This window comes from Virgibacillus sp. Bac330, assembly GCF_003667845.1.
In the GTDB taxonomy this organism is placed as follows: Bacteria; Bacillota; Bacilli; order Bacillales; family Amphibacillaceae; genus Virgibacillus; species Virgibacillus chiguensis.
Map to the genome: position 1 here is coordinate 280,899 of NZ_CP033048.1, position 14,934 is coordinate 295,832.

The following is a 14,934-nucleotide window of genomic DNA, read 5'->3' on the forward strand; positions in this document are numbered from 1 at the left end:
TTGCTTTTTGTGCTATCGGAAAAAGCATGAAATATTAAAGTTCATCGTATAAGAACCCTCTTATGACTATGATTCTCGCAGATAGAATCTTCTATGAAAAGTATGGTGCAGACTTGTTTTTATATTTTCTAACGAATCAGAGTTTACTGTTCCTTTAAGCTTGTTTCAGTTCCAGCTGAATGGGACAGTGATCGCTACCGTATACTTCTGAATCGATTTCTGCATGTATTAATTGTTCTTTTAAACGATTGGAAACTAGGAAATAATCAATTCGCCAACCAATATTACGTTCCCGAACGGTTTTCATATAGGACCACCACGTGTATAATCCCTCTGTATTTGGCTGAAAGTAACGCAACGTATCAATAAAACGGTCGTCTAATAGCCGCGACATCTTTGCCCGTTCTTCTAAGGTGACACCGGAATTCCCCTCATTTGATTTATAATTATGAATATCAATTTCTTGATGGGCAACATTTAAGTCGCCACAATAAATGACGGGCTTTTTCTCATCTAACTCTACTAAATAAGCATAAAGTTGTTCTTCCCACTGTAAGCGGTAGTCTAGGCGAGAGAGATCTCGCTTCGCATTTGGAGTATAGACATTGACGAGGTAAAAATCTTCATATTCTAATGTAATAATGCGTCCTTCCACTTCGGCAACCGCGTCACCAACGCCATAGGAGACAGTCAATGGTTTTTGTTTCGTGAATACAGCGGTACCAGAATACCCTTTTCGGACAGCGTAGTTCCAATATTGGTAGTAGCCTTCTAATGGTAAATCAAGTTGTCCTGCTTGTAATTTTATTTCGCCCCTTCGCTGATTAAAATGAAATAAGGTTGGACATACTGAAAACTATCAAAATAAAATGTTAGGTGGTTTTCATATGTTAATAGAAATTAAGGATATTGAAAATGTGTTCCATATTCCAGAACCTTGGTATATCCATGTCTGTATATTTGATGAAATAAAGCAACAGCTAGATGTCTATTTAAAAGTAGATAGAGATGCTTTATTTTCATGTTCGGAGTGCGGGGCTAAAAATCAACGTTTTTTTGATATTGCTGATTACAACCGGACATGGCGTCATTTAAACTTTTTAGAATACCCATGCTATATTCATGCAGAACACCCACGTACAGATTGTGAAAACTGCGGAAAAAAGCGTCGTGTTTCTATCCCTTGGGCTATAAAACCACGAGCTTCTTTTACAAAGCTATTTGATGCGTGGATTATGATGCTTGTTAAAGACATGCCAATGAATGCAGTAAGTCGCTTAGTGGGGGAGCACGATACACGTTTATGGCGAATATTACATCATTATGTAGATCAAGCTATGGCTCATCAAGACCTTTCTCATGTTACTAAGATTAATACGGATGAAACGTCATCAAAGCGCGGGCACCAATATATTACTATATTTGTGGACTCAGATAAAAAGAATGTCATTCATGTTGCCAAAGGAAAAGATGCTGCTACATGGAAAACGTGTAAAGAACGCCTAGAAGAACAAGGTGGTCATGCGAAAAATATAACAGAAGTCTGCATGGATATGTCACCTGCTTTTATTAAAGGCGCCTCTGACTATTTTCCGGAAGCCTCTATCACTTTTGATAAATTTCATGTGATTCAAGAGGCTAACAAAGCTGTAGACGAAGTTCGTCGCAACGAGCGTAAGACATGTGCTGAGCTCAAAAATACCCGTTATGCTTGGTTGAAAAATGAAGAAAATTTAACGAAGAAACAAAAAGCCATGCTGGATAAACTGAAAGATACAGAATTAGATACTGCCAAAGCTTATCGTATGCGACTTTGTTTGCAAGAAATTTATCAATACCCTGCTCCCATCGCTCCTATGGTATTGGAAGACTGGATACAATGGGGATTACGATCTCGACTAGAACCAATGATAAAGCTGGCAAAGACGTTAAAAAAGCATTTTGATGGTGTAGTTCAATGGTTTCAATCGCAATTAAATAATGGTATTTTAGAGGGTATTAACAGCTTGTTCCAGACGGCTAAACGAAAGGCAAGAGGGTACCGGTCTGATAAAAATATTGTAGCTATGGTGTATCTTCTTGCTGGGAAACTAGACTTTTCCATCAAATAAAAAGAACAGGTATCAGTATGGAGTCATGTGTCGCTCGCAACCAAACCCGTTCCCTTGTCCAATACTTAGGATACCACCTAGAAAGAAAATTATACATCGAATAAGATGTTGCTTAATTGGACTTGTATCAGGTGGTGATTGTGGAGCGAAGCAATTAAATCCGTTCCCTTGTCCGGTTTTGATTTGGTTTTTTCATAGATTTTATAGAAGCTATTAAACTGTGTTTTATGCTATTTCATCGTATTTAGCGAAGAGCCTTTTATTTCCTGTACACAGAAAATATCAGCATCTACGCTATGAAAATAGTCCAGAAAGCCTTTGCGGATACATGCTCTTAGTCCGTTTACATTCCAAGATACAAGTTTCATATATTTTAATTCCTTTCTGCATTTTAGGAGAGTTGTGATACTAAAAAACTTGCAACTACCGCAATAAAGATGTAATAAGTCAAGTTTTTCTAAAGATCAATTAGCCTAATACTGTTTTTTTATGTTTCATAAGAAATGAAAATACAAAATTATTGTAGCATAAACAAAACAAATTACTAGAAATGCAATGGTGTAAATGAGGTAGACGTTTAAGTGAACTACTCCCCACTTAGCTTCGCTTGAAGTGGGAGCTTCTCATTTCCACGACGAAAGCAACCTTTCGTCTCCATGAGCGTTACTTCGGGAAGTTCCTGCCCTAGATGTCCGACGAATCGGAGTTTCTTTCGTACCTTGGATATTTTACGCATGGAAGGATTCGCTTGGTTTTCGCATTATTAGTTTCTCCATGCAACCTCATATATCCAGTTTTCAAAGAACACTTCATGCTCTTATGGTAACATGCGTTCGGTCAATTAGCACGTCTAAAGACGTACTTGACCGAAAGCCAATTCATCTCCACCTTACCGCTGGGATTTCACTCTTCACACGATTGAAGATGGAGACTTCTTGGCTAAAAACGTTAAACTTTCATTTTATATAAAGAGAAGGCATTGACAAAAAACTGTATGAACCATATAATACACTTTAGTACTGTATTATATGGTTCATACAGTTGTGATTGTGTATGGGCTAAAATGAACAAGTGGTAGTAGACAAATGAGGGCAATGAAGAAATATTATTATATTTTATGAAACGAAGGAATGTTCGTTCTAATGTAGATATCCTATGTAGCGTTTTGTAGGTAAAAGTAAAGGGAACCTTAAGGAAATCTGGGAAAATGTAGATTATTCTAGGCGATTCAAGATACAACTATTTTTTTGTTTATAGTGTATTAATAACATAATACACTAAGATGAAATGAGGAGCTGTTGCTATGAAAATTAATTTTAATCGCAGAGAGCCTGTTTATGTGCAAGTGGTTCGTCATTTTAAGCAGCAGATTGCGAAGAATATGCTAGAACCGGGTCAGGAAATCCCTTCACGTCGAGAGTTGGCAGGCGAGTTAAAAATCAACCCCAATACGGTGCAACGCGCCTATAAGGAAATGGAGGAGCAAGGCTTGATTTATACAGAACGAAATTTGCCAAGTAAGATAACACGAAATGAACAAGTGCTTCAAGCTGTGCGAGAAGAGTTAATTATGGATGCGGTGGATCAATTTGTTACAACTGTTCAATCTGTACAAGTGCCGTTTGATGAAATCATTACCATTGTAAAGCAAAAGTATGAGCAAGTAAATGCGGATAAGGGGGAAGAGGATCATGATTGAAGTGAACAACATAACGAAAAAATTTGGTCGTAAACAAGTGCTAAAAGGTGTATCCTTTACGGCTGAAAAAGGGGAAATAACGTGCTTAATTGGTATTAATGGCGTCGGAAAGACAACAATCTTAAATGCGATCATGGCTTTGACACCGATAAAGCAAGGAGAAATCTTGATTGATGGTGAAAAACTAAAGCCAGAAACGTTTAATCAGATTACCTTTATCCCTGATGCGATTACGGTACTTCCACAAATGACGATTACGGAATCGATGCAATTTATGAAAGATTATTATACGACTTGGAATGAAAAACGAGCTCAGGAGTTATTATCCTTTTTTAAATTGAACCCAGAAGATAAGATAGCTTCTTTATCCAAAGGAAATACAGCAAAAGCAAATTTACTGTTAGGACTTGCACTTGATGTCGATTATATTCTCATGGATGAACCTTTTTCAGGGATTGATATGTTTAGTAGAGAACAAATTGCGAACGTGTTTACGAGTCATTTAATCGAAGACCGTGGTGTCATAATTACCACCCATGAAATTGGTGATATCGAGCATTTAATTGATAAAGTTATTTTGCTTGATGAAGGTGTTGTGAAAAAGCAATTCTATACGGAAGAAGTTCGGGAGACAGAAGGGAAATCGGTTATTGATGTGATGAGAGAGGAGTATCAAGGATGAAAAGCTATTTTCGCTTAACGGAATTTGAACTGGGCAGATTTTTTACATTTTATCTCGTACTTATTGGATTGACGATAGTTTCTCAAATAATTGGTGTGATCGTTGTATCTAAGGAGTACATGAACGAGGCAAATAAAATGATTTATCAAGAAGGGTTATCAAAACAAGCATTTATAGAACAGCAGGGGATGATAAGCTTGGCAGACTGGGCAAACTCGAAGTTTTTTTTAGCCCCGATAGCAGTTTGTGCTGTTACATTGCTAATTTACATGTTTCTCATATGGTACAGAGATTGGTTGGGGAAAAACACCTTTATTTATCGCTTATTGATGCTTCCAACGCAAAGAATCCATTTGTTTTTTGCGAAAGCGACAACGATCTTCATGATGGTGCTTGGCTTATTTGCTTTACAAGCGTTTCTTATCTATATCGCAGGCATTGTTTTGGAATGGATGGTCCCAAATGAATTTATGCAAACGATGGGGGTATCAGAAGTAAGTTTTACTGCTATGCATTTATATATGATATTACCAGCAACTTTTATGGAGTTTCTACTAAACTACGGTACTGGAATAATGTTTGTCTTCGTCTTTTTTACGGCCATTCTTATCGAACGAAGTTATCGCTGGAAGGGGTTGCTATTTGCAATCGGGTATGTAGTCGTTGCAACAGCAATGTTTATGTCGCTCATTATCCTAAACAAGGTATGGAACGTACTGCCTTTATACCCATTAGAATGGCTCTTTTTGCAAATCATTTTAGGAATAATAGTAACGGCAAGCTCCGTATTCCTAAGCCACTATTTATTAACGAAGAAAATTACGGTGTGAGGAGGAAAAATGATGGAACGGTATTGGAAACTTATGTTTATTGCTTGCCTACTTGTTTTTGGCATTGGATTTTTTTACTTGCATGATACATTTGCTGAAAAAGAACTACCGGAATATACTTGGAAAAAACAGAAGGGAAATGATGACGTATTAGAAGATGTATTGGTGCAAGCTTATATCCAGGATGGTAGCTATATTGAAGAAACAATTCAGATTGCTGGAGAAAAAAGTAAGTACGCAAGCCAACTTAGCTTTTTAGAAACACTAAATGGTGCAATGGATAATTTGAAAATCAAACAGTTACAACAGGAATATCGCGGGTTTATGCGTGGAAAGACAGAAAATGCGTATAACTTTTATGAAAATGAACAGTTGTTGGCATATGCTGATATAACTTCGGAATGGGATAGTAGTCGATTTGTACAAAGCAACTTTGCCTTAGAAGTGGAAACATTATCGAAGCGGGACGATAAAACAACCTCTTTCTCCATCAAATTGCCCAATCAAGATCAGTATAATTACGTGGATGTGGGAGAGGTAACTGTCTTGGGAGATAAGCTCTATGTTCTTGCACAAAATGGCATGTTAATAGATGATGAAAGTCAAAGTGAAATGCGGTTATACACGATCGATCTTACAAATGAAAAATTAATGAGTGAACAAAGGTTATTTTCCGACAAGGAAGAAAGCTCGGCAGGAGGTAGAGAAGTAACTTTATTGCATGATACAGATGAACTTCAGGCAAGTAAATATATAGCTGTTATGGTGAGTGAATTCGACGAGGATGACGAGAAAAAACAGCTTCAGTTATTTGACATAGAAAAACAGGAAGAATGGTCGGTTGATGTGCCGAAAAAAATGCTCGAACAAGAAGTGGTCGCTCATATGGGAGATGAAACGTTCTATTTTCTTCACGAACAGAAAGGCAAACTAAGCGTGACACCTTATCTATTCGCCGAACAACAAATGGGCGATCCAATTGAAGTTGCCATTTCCGATGCTATCGATGTCAACATGATGAAGTATACGAAAATCATTCATGATAAGCTGTACCTCTTGTATGATATGAACAGCTCCAAGGAGGGAGAGAGCAATTCCTCACATATATCAGGTAACCCGCCACTAATGTATGTTATTGATCTAAAAGATAAGGCTTTACGTTATGAAGGAGAATTAACCCCGAAAAATAAGGCGGCAAAAAATGCATTATTTATGATAGAAAGTATGTATGAAAATGAGCAATGAGTGTTGAAAAAAGAAGGGGAACTAGCCTCTAAAATGCTGCAAGACTCCCATTTCAAGAATAGAAGAATGAAGGTCAACTAAACAGAACATGGGTTTATATTATACAAGCAAGTTCGTTCAACAAAGTGACTTTATGCGGAGAAGTGGTCATTGTAGAGGTGGTTGGTGCTTTAATTAGCGCCAACCACATGGCTATAAATTTGTTCCAGTTTTTCCTGAAATAAATCCATATGCACAATTCTCGCTTCACGCAAATATTCTTTTCCTTCCACGAAAAGTAAGAGTACAGGAACAGTAAATACGGAGAATCTCCCAGCGACTTCTTCCACTTGTTCGGCTTTGATATGCGCTGTAGCAATTTCTGGGTAATCCTCCATTAACGCCTCAACTTGTGGTAATAATCCGTGACACACACTACAGCCTTCGCGGGAAATATATAGAAAAGCGAGCTTGTTTTGTTCGATAAACGTATCAATATCAGGCAAATTAGCTAATATAGTAAAGTGGTTGTTGGTCATCTTTTTCCCTCCTACCTATAGCATATCACATATGGTAAATATATCATGTTGAGAAAACTACCGTGTTTATGATAATAAGGTTAAGGTAGTTTTTAAGGGTTTCCATGATAGATTAGGTGGAAATTACAACTTGTTAAAGGCTTTTCCCACAAGATTAAGGGATAAAGTATCGTTTTGCTTAAAATGCTAGAAAAAGGGCATGAGAAATTAACTAATAGTTAGAGATAGAGAGTATTTGCTTGTTTTATTCACCTACATTTTCATAGGAGTAATTGGATCCAGACAAGCTACACCGATAAATTTATTTAAATTAACAGTTAAGCAAACGCCTGTAGCTACGAAATTTTTAATGCTTTTCTTTTTATTATCTTTCATCCATTTGTCATAAGGAGAATCTGACGGATGTTTTGTATGCTTATAAATTTTTGGTTTGTTACTACAAGAGCTGTGATCTCCATAATATGGAGATAAAATTTCTAATACTGCACAGCAATAACTACCTTCAACAAAATCCTTAGCTCGAAAAACATAAGATTCGACAGGGAAAAAGTATCCGTTATTACAATCAGCATACGATTTTTTTATTCCTTTTCCAACGAATGGGTCACAAGTTGACGTACAATAAAGCATAATAGGAATAGTTGTGGGCTGTGGACTTGTAGTGCTATTTGGGCTTAGGAGTTTTTCAATAGAATCTTCACAACTTGTGTTACAGCATTCACTATCAGGTGCTACTTTATTTTGCGCTACAACAATTCTTCTGACAACATCACATACACAGTCATTCTCTATGTGATTACAGTGCATGGTTTTCTCTCCTTTAAATAAGACTTTCCATACAGTGTATTCTTTTAACTGTAACCCGGCTGTTTCATTGTCTATTTTGAATAGAAATGAGAAAATTAATTTCTAGTCTTGTCTTCCAATACCATTTAAGGCTGGATTGTTTACATGTTACACTTGTTAAACAAGTGATCAATGTACTAACAAATTGAATGTTGTCAGCCAGTCTTATAAATGTAAGTCCATTTTGTTGTGCATAAATTTTGGAAGACTCTATAAGGACATCATTAAAATGTAAAATAGGTGTTGTAACGTTGAATTGAACGGTTTGTATTACAGGTTGGTCAGCATCGTTTTCGAGTTGGGTTGCTCGAGCAGGTTCTAACGAATTTTCTGTTAACAAGGGCTCCGAATAATTTGTTCTGAAATTTAGAGTAAATTCAAATTCCTTGTGGATGCGGGCATGATGAATTGGCGATGGAGACACTTTTAAAGAATAAAGCTATTGCGGACGCAAAAACGAGCGTATCACGCCCACTTCTTCATGTGAATTTTGTATATTTTAATGTGTGCATTTCCCATTTATACAAAATAGTTTATACTTCCACTTATATAACTTAGGCTATACATGTATTGATTACTAGGACTAAATTGCAATAAATTTAAAGGGGCTTGTAGATATAGGATTTTGCGTTATTTATATGCAGTAGGAGGTGGAACAACACCCTCTACTGCATACAATTTTACTTAGGAGGGATTGGAGTTATTGGATCAAGGCAGGTTATACCAATAAATTGATTAAGATCCACTGTTAAACAAACTCCAGTAGCTATGAAATCCGTTATATTCTTATTACTGTGATCATCACAATAAGAACAGTTATCACAAGGTTGCGAGGACTTTTTATCTTTGATTGGTAATAAAAGTTCTAAACGAACACAACATTTACTTCCTCTTAAGAATTTTTTTGCCCGAAAAAATGGTGATTCAATTTCTTTGAAGGATTTTTCGTAACAATGGTCATCATACTTTGTCATAAATCCTTTTCCAATAAACGGCTTGCAACTGTTGCGGCAATAAAGTAAAAATGGAATCGTTGTATGCACATGGAAAGGCTTATTGTGGCTTAATTGTTGAAGCGATGTGTAACAGCTCGTATCACAATTGTCCTTGTTTGCTTTGTCTTGTGCATAAACAATGCGTTGAACTATATCGCATACACAATGTTCTCGATGTTTGGTCGAGTAGATATTATTTTGGTTAGAGCACCCCATCTCTTTTCACCTCGCTTACTTTAATTGTATAAGCATGATAACTTCACACTATTTTTTGTTATTTATTATCTGCAATAATACGGTGAAGTTTATAAGAAATGCTATAGTATAACTTATGTATTTATTTTCATGTAGCTTGTATTATTGTGTATTTTTAAAAAAATCATGCAATTACCCTATAATAAAGGAATGCGCATATGGAAGAAGCAAGATTGATTTACTAGACTAAAAAAATGTATACACGCTGTAAGTAAAGTGCCGTTTCTGTTTAAATGTAAAAGCATACCATAGTATAAATCATACAAGCTTGTATTGATTTTCCCATGAAAAGTTTTCCTCTAAGATATAACTGTAATAGCGCTACCCATATGCTAGACAGTTCCACTGGGCATTAGTTCGACATGAAGTCGGGCTAATGTCTTTTTTTCTTTATAGGAAAGTAAATTAATTTTGTAAAAGCAAAATGATGCATGTTGTCATAAAAATTTGGTGATAAAAGTTTTCTAACGTCATGTGCTCAAAAGAGGAAGTAGCAGTGAAATGTTTAATACTTCCATACGAGGGGAGTATTTAATGTTATTGAAAGAATCTATGTATCTCATACGATTTGCCACACTAGCACATATTGTTTAATTTTGGTATTCAGTTTTATCAATTCCATGCTAAAAAGACGAATACCCTACCACAGTCAATTAAGATTCATATATTACTACTGTAAACAAAGAAAGGAGAGATGAGAAAATGAATTGTAATTCAAGACATCATGACTTTGATAGAAGAGAAGACTTCCGACGCTTAGAGGTGATTTTGAAGGATATTCTATTTCAACTTCAGAAGCAAAAGCAATACCAGAACCAAGATCAGTACCAAGATCAGTATCAAGGGCAGGCACAAGATCAATATCAAGATCAGTATCAAGGGCAGGCACAAAGTGATCGGACAAAATTTGAACACATTGGAAATCCAAATGTTATCGTGAAAAATGAGGCAAATGCATTATCGATTGCAGCTATTGTGATTTTGTTAAACTTCCTCAACGATTATAAAGATAATGTTGTAATTGATAAAGATGCTACCAGAGAAATTGTCAGCATGCTAAAAGAACTTGACAATTCCTCTGAGTAAATAGTTCATGATTCTATCAGGGGCTAAATAGGCCCCTGATAAATGTGGTTTATTACATGATATGTAGTTATCGTTTATTTGTGCTTGTATACGAATATATATTATTTCCAATATCACTTTCATTTTACATAAAGATAAAGACGAAGCAGCTAAGTTTAACTGCTTCGTTTTAAAATTTACGTACTTTTGAGGATAAACTCTCTAATCTCTTCTGGTTTATTTTCGTGAAATAAATCGACAATTTTACTACCAACAACAACACCATCACAATAGGAAGATAATGCTTTTGCTTGTTCGCTTGTGGAGATGCCAAATCCAGCCAAAACGGGGACATCACTTTGGCTTTTTAGTTGTTGTAAATAAGCATTTACTTCGTTTGCAAAAGATGTGCGTACGCCTGTCGTACCTTTCACGGTAACTGCATAAAGAAATCCTTCTGCTCGGTTCATTATTGCCTTTACTCTTTCTTTCGGACTAGTTAATGAAACGAGGCGGATAAATGTGATATCATATTGTTGCAATACGTCTGCTAGTAAACTTTCTTCTTCTAAAGGAAGATCAGGAATAATGACGCCATCTATACCAGATTGAAAACAAGTTGCTGCGAACTGCTCTATTCCAAAAGAAAAAATGGGGTTTACATACGTCATTACGATAATAGGTACATCACGTTTATCTTTAAACGACGCAAGTGTGTGCAAGCAATTAGCTAATGTTGTGCCATGTTTTAATGCACGTTTTCCAGCATTTTGAATAGTTGGACCATCTGCTACAGGGTCGGAGAAAGGAATGCCAACTTCAATGGCTGCTACACCACAGTCTTGTAAAAATAAGACATGTTCGTTTAATTTTTCTAAGCCACCATCACCAGCCATTATATAAGGAACAAATAAATTAGAACCTTTTTCTTTTTGTTGCTGTAGCGAATTAGTTAGTTTTTCTTTACCCATTTACTTTCCCTCCAATATCTGTTTGACTTGTTCAACATCTTTATCTCCACGACCTGATAGGCATATTACAATCGATTGATTAGGCTCCATTTCCTTAGCCAACTTTTTTACATAAGCTACAGCATGCGCGCTTTCCAGGGCAGGAATTATTCCTTCTGTTTGAGATAGTTGCTGAAAAGCGGTGACGGCTTCTTCATCAGTTATGGATTGATAATTTACGCGCTTCATGGCGTGTAAGTGGCTATGTTCAGGCCCAACACCAGGATAATCTAGACCGGCAGAAATCGAGCAAGCCTCTTGAATTTGGCCATGTTCATCTTGAAGTAAGTTTGTTAATGTTCCATGAAGGACACCTGGTGTAGGGTGATGAAACACGGATGCGTGCTGGTTCGTATTTAGTCCGACGCCACCAGCTTCAACGCCATAAAGTTTTACTTGGTGTTCTTCTATAAAAGGGTAAAACATCCCCATGGCATTACTCCCCCCACCTACACAAGCCACAATGGCATCTGGCAATTGACCATGACTCACTAACATCTGTTGTTTCGTTTCTTTACCGATGACAGATTGGAAATCACGAACAATTTTTGGGAATGGGTGAGGACCCACCACAGATCCGAGGATGTAATGTGTATCCTCTACGTGAGCAACCCAATAGCGTAAAGCTTCATTTACTGCATCTTTTAATGTTGCACTTCCATCATTGACGCTTCGCACCTCTGCGCCTAGTAGTTCCATGCGAAAGACGTTGAGCTTTTGTCTACGTATATCTTCTGCACCCATAAAGACAACACATTGTAATCCGAGTAGCGCACAAACGGTAGCTGTAGCAACACCATGCTGACCAGCACCTGTTTCTGCCACCATTTTTCTTTTTCCCATTCGTTGGGCAAGTAGTGCTTGTCCGATGGTATTGTTAATCTTATGGGCACCTGTATGGTTTAAATCTTCGCGTTTTAAATAAATCTTTGGTCCTCCGAGAATTTGCGTTAAATTGTTAGCAAAGTAAAGGGGCGTTTCTCTACCAACAAAATGATGTAAATAACCATTTAATTCGTTCGTAAATGTAGGATCTTTCATTGCTTCTTCGTAGGCGGTTTCTAAATCTAATAAAGCAGGCATTAATGTTTCTGGTACAAATCTACCGCCAAAGTCTCCATATTTTCCGTTGTGATTAGGCATTCTATAGCTTTTCATTGTCCTTTACCATTCCTTTCGCTTGCGTTATAAACTGAATTATTTTTTGAGAGTCTTTTTTTCCATTTGTTTCTACACCACTTGATACATCCACTCCTGAAGGATTTAACGTTGCAATGGCTTGGTTTACATTTGTTGATGTCAGTCCCCCAGCAATTATTAATCTTTCTGAGGGGATTTGTTTCGTTTTTAGCTTGCTCCATTTAAATGGGCGCCCACTTCCGCCTGCATATTGCTCTGACGGGCTATCGATCAATAAATAATCATAAGGGTAATTTGTCAGCTCTTTTTGCTTCGTCTTTTCCAACTTATCAATCGAGTAAGCTTTAATAATGGGCGCATGTAATTGATAAGCAACGCTTGCAGTCTCTTGCCCATGTAATTGAACATAATCAAGTGGAACTTGTGCTATAATCGCATTTACTGCTGTCACCCTTTCATTGACGAACACCCCAACAATTTTTACGGAACGGGGTATCGTTTGAACAATGGAAGCTGCTTGCTCAGGAGTTACTTTTCGTTTACTAGGAGCAAATACAAATCCTAATAGATCGGCTCCTGCTAGAACAGAAGCTTGTGCAGCTTCTATAGATTGAATGCCACATATCTTAACGAGCATGATGCTTCCTCCTCTTTTGCTTCATTACTTGTAATTGTTGGAATGTTTTGGAGATGTTTTTGGAACGCATCAGTGTTTCTCCTACAAGTAAAGCTTCCGCTCCGGATTTGCTCGCCGCATAAGCATCGTTTCTGGTGTGAATACCGCTTTCGCTAATGAATAATACCTCTTCTTTATTTAGATGTTTTGCGAGTTTTTCCGTCGTCTGCATCGACACTGCAAACGTCTTTAAGTTTCGATTATTAATACCGATCATTTCTGGATTTAATTCAAGAGCTGTTTGAAGTTCGTTAAGGTTGTGCACTTCACAAATAACTTCCAAATGATGATCAATTGCATAGTGATAGAGATGCTTTAGCTGTTGTTTGGATAACGCAGCTACGATCAATAAAATAATGGAAGCCCCAGCTGCTTTGGCTTGGTCAATTTGCACAGGATGAATAATAAAATCTTTACATAAGACAGGCAAATCTACTGCGTTTGCCACATCAGCTAAATCTTGCATAGAGCCTTTAAAAAAAGATGCATCCGTGAGTACTGAAATGGCAGCAGCGCCATGTAGTGCATATTGTTTAGCTTGTTCAACAGGGTTAACGTCTGTATGAATATCTCCTTTGGAAGGAGAAGCTCGCTTGATTTCCGCAATAATTTGTAAATCTCTCGCTTTGCTCACACGCTGCTTAAAGGGAATTGGCTGCTTGGTTGTTTTAAATGTCGGCTGTTTTTTTTGCAAGAGGGAATCTACTTCTTGTTGCTTTTGTACGATAATCGTTTGTAATATCGTCATTTAAACCACCTCGCTACTTGAAGTTTTTTTACTTATAGAGATTAAGTCGTTTAATGCTGCTAATGCTTTACCTGACAGAATGCTTTTTCTAGCCAATTCGATGCCTGACATAATGGTTGCCGCTTTTCCATGAGCAAATAGTGCTAATCCAGCATTTAACAGAACAGTATCCATATAAGCACCGGGCTCACCTTGTAAAACACGTTGTGTAATGCAGGCATTTTCTTTGGCATCTCCTCCTTTAATCGCATCATTTGGATAGATAGGTAAACCTATATCATGTGGATGAAGGGTAAAGGGGGTTAACTTGTTATTATCAAGTAAAATGAACCGGTTTTCCCCAGCGAGTGAAGCTTCATCCATCCCACCAGCTCCATTAACAACGAGTGCTCGTTGTCTACCTAAATGTTTAAGGGCTTGGGCGACAACTTCCAATTTTCCGCTGTGATAGACGCCAATCAATTGCGAATCTAACTCTACGGGATTGGTTAACGGCCCGATTACATTAAAAATGGTCGGTAAGCCAAGATTTTTCCGTACTTTTACAAAAGGTTTTAGCCTCTGGTGTACATGAGGGGCAAAGAGAAAGGCGATATTATTTTGCGTCAACGTTTCTTCAATCTGTGCTTTAGAAAAAAACAATGAGATGCCTAAGTGCTCTAAAACGTCTGCGCTCCCTGTTCTACTAGAGATACTACGATTTCCATGTTTAGCAACAGTAACTCCAGCACCAGCAATTACAAAAGCTGATGTAGTGCTTATGTTAAAACTTCCGGACATATCGCCTCCAGTTCCGCAGTTGTCCAGTACGGATTTTTTCAGTTCGATATGAAAAGGGGACTGAGCACGAATTACTTCGACAAGTCCACTTACTTCTTCAGCAGTTTCCCCTTTTACTTGCAAAGCAGTAAGCAGTGCGGCTATTTGCGATTCTGTAACATTATTGTGTAAACACGAAAGCGTAGCGGTTTTCATTTCTTCCATTGTTAAATTCTTTCCTTGCAATAATTTCTCTAAATACATTTTCATTCGTCATTCACCTCGTTTGTATTTAAATAAGGAAGGGACGGCTAGCAGAAATATCCCCTTGTTGTAATCTTCCTGATACCGTTTG

Annotated in this window: 15 protein-coding genes and 2 pseudogenes; 6 read left to right on the forward strand and 11 right to left on the reverse strand. The window is 37.3% G+C overall.

All coding sequences use genetic code 11. The features are described 5' to 3' along the window. Positions 1-154 precede the first annotated feature (154 nt). Positions 155-811 (reverse strand): annotated as a pseudogene (locus D9780_RS01225) (exodeoxyribonuclease III); the annotation flags it as partial. A 76-nt stretch (positions 812-887) separates the two neighbouring features. Between D9780_RS01225 and D9780_RS01230 the strand changes: the two are divergent. After that, complete coding sequence (locus D9780_RS01230) at positions 888-2,111, forward strand: ISL3 family transposase (RefSeq protein WP_121638963.1); 1,224 nt, start codon at positions 888-890, stop codon at positions 2,109-2,111. A 257-nt stretch (positions 2,112-2,368) separates the two neighbouring features. Here D9780_RS01230 and D9780_RS21330 read toward each other — a convergent pair. After that, positions 2,369-2,479, reverse strand: a pseudogene (locus D9780_RS21330) (exodeoxyribonuclease III); the annotation flags it as partial. A gap of 935 nt (positions 2,480-3,414) precedes the next feature. Here D9780_RS21330 and D9780_RS01240 point away from each other — a divergent pair. The 4 genes from D9780_RS01240 to D9780_RS01255 are packed head-to-tail and all read left to right on the forward strand — an operon-like array spanning position 3,415 to position 6,567. Then, positions 3,415-3,810 (forward strand): GntR family transcriptional regulator, encoded by a 396-nt coding sequence (locus D9780_RS01240; RefSeq protein WP_121638982.1) that lies wholly within the window; start codon positions 3,415-3,417, stop codon positions 3,808-3,810. Beyond that, positions 3,803-4,492 (forward strand): ATP-binding cassette domain-containing protein, encoded by a 690-nt coding sequence (locus tag D9780_RS01245; protein WP_121638983.1) that lies wholly within the window; start codon positions 3,803-3,805, stop codon positions 4,490-4,492. The genes D9780_RS01240 and D9780_RS01245 overlap by 8 nt, the downstream gene beginning before the upstream one ends. Next, the gene (locus tag D9780_RS01250) at positions 4,489-5,322 is read left to right on the forward strand and encodes a hypothetical protein (protein WP_121638984.1); all 834 of its coding nucleotides are present in this window, start codon (positions 4,489-4,491) and stop codon (positions 5,320-5,322) included. Before D9780_RS01245 ends, D9780_RS01250 begins: the two co-directional genes overlap by 4 nt. A gap of 9 nt (positions 5,323-5,331) precedes the next feature. Next, positions 5,332-6,567, forward strand: coding sequence for a hypothetical protein (locus D9780_RS01255; protein ID WP_162985756.1), 1,236 nt, complete (start codon positions 5,332-5,334; stop codon positions 6,565-6,567). Positions 6,568-6,737: 170 nt separating this feature from the next. On the opposite strand, the gene D9780_RS01260 is transcribed toward D9780_RS01255, so the two are convergent. The 4 genes from D9780_RS01260 to D9780_RS01275 form a co-directional block, all read right to left on the reverse strand. Next, positions 6,738-7,085, reverse strand: coding sequence for a thioredoxin family protein (locus D9780_RS01260; protein ID WP_121638986.1), 348 nt, complete (start codon positions 7,083-7,085; stop codon positions 6,738-6,740). 252 nt (positions 7,086-7,337) lie between these two features. Further along, the gene (locus tag D9780_RS01265) at positions 7,338-7,892 is read right to left on the reverse strand and encodes a CotY/CotZ family spore coat protein (protein ID WP_121638987.1); all 555 of its coding nucleotides are present in this window, start codon (positions 7,890-7,892) and stop codon (positions 7,338-7,340) included. Positions 7,893-7,956: 64 nt separating this feature from the next. Then, positions 7,957-8,271, reverse strand: coding sequence for a hypothetical protein (locus D9780_RS01270; RefSeq protein ID WP_121638988.1), 315 nt, complete (start codon positions 8,269-8,271; stop codon positions 7,957-7,959). 340 nt (positions 8,272-8,611) lie between these two features. Continuing rightward, on the reverse strand, positions 8,612-9,142 hold the full coding sequence (locus tag D9780_RS01275; protein WP_121638989.1) for a CotY/CotZ family spore coat protein: 531 nt from the start codon (positions 9,140-9,142) through the stop codon (positions 8,612-8,614). Positions 9,143-9,949: 807 nt separating this feature from the next. On the opposite strand from D9780_RS01275, the gene D9780_RS21280 reads away from it, so the two are divergent. Further along, a complete protein-coding gene (locus D9780_RS21280) occupies positions 9,950-10,267 on the forward strand; it encodes a hypothetical protein (protein WP_205601110.1) in 318 nt (105 codons plus the stop codon). A 176-nt stretch (positions 10,268-10,443) separates the two neighbouring features. Here the strand turns inward: D9780_RS21280 and trpA are convergent, their stop codons facing one another. From trpA to trpD, 5 genes are read right to left on the reverse strand one after another with little or no spacing between them, the layout of a single operon-like run. After that, on the reverse strand, positions 10,444-11,217 hold the full coding sequence (gene trpA, locus D9780_RS01285; protein WP_121638990.1) for a tryptophan synthase subunit alpha: 774 nt from the start codon (positions 11,215-11,217) through the stop codon (positions 10,444-10,446). Continuing rightward, entirely contained in the window at positions 11,218-12,414 is a 1,197-nt protein-coding gene (trpB, locus tag D9780_RS01290) for a tryptophan synthase subunit beta (RefSeq protein WP_121638991.1), read from the reverse strand. After that, complete coding sequence (locus D9780_RS01295) at positions 12,401-13,033, reverse strand: phosphoribosylanthranilate isomerase (protein WP_121638992.1); 633 nt, start codon at positions 13,031-13,033, stop codon at positions 12,401-12,403. The genes trpB and D9780_RS01295 overlap by 14 nt, the downstream gene beginning before the upstream one ends. Continuing rightward, positions 13,023-13,820 (reverse strand): indole-3-glycerol phosphate synthase TrpC, encoded by a 798-nt coding sequence (trpC, locus tag D9780_RS01300; protein WP_121638993.1) that lies wholly within the window; start codon positions 13,818-13,820, stop codon positions 13,023-13,025. Before trpC ends, D9780_RS01295 begins: the two co-directional genes overlap by 11 nt. Continuing rightward, positions 13,821-14,849 carry an anthranilate phosphoribosyltransferase gene (gene trpD, locus D9780_RS01305; protein ID WP_121638994.1) on the reverse strand — a complete coding sequence of 343 codons (1,029 nt, stop codon included), beginning with the start codon at positions 14,847-14,849 and terminating at the stop codon, positions 13,821-13,823. Positions 14,850-14,934: the final 85 nt, after the last annotated feature.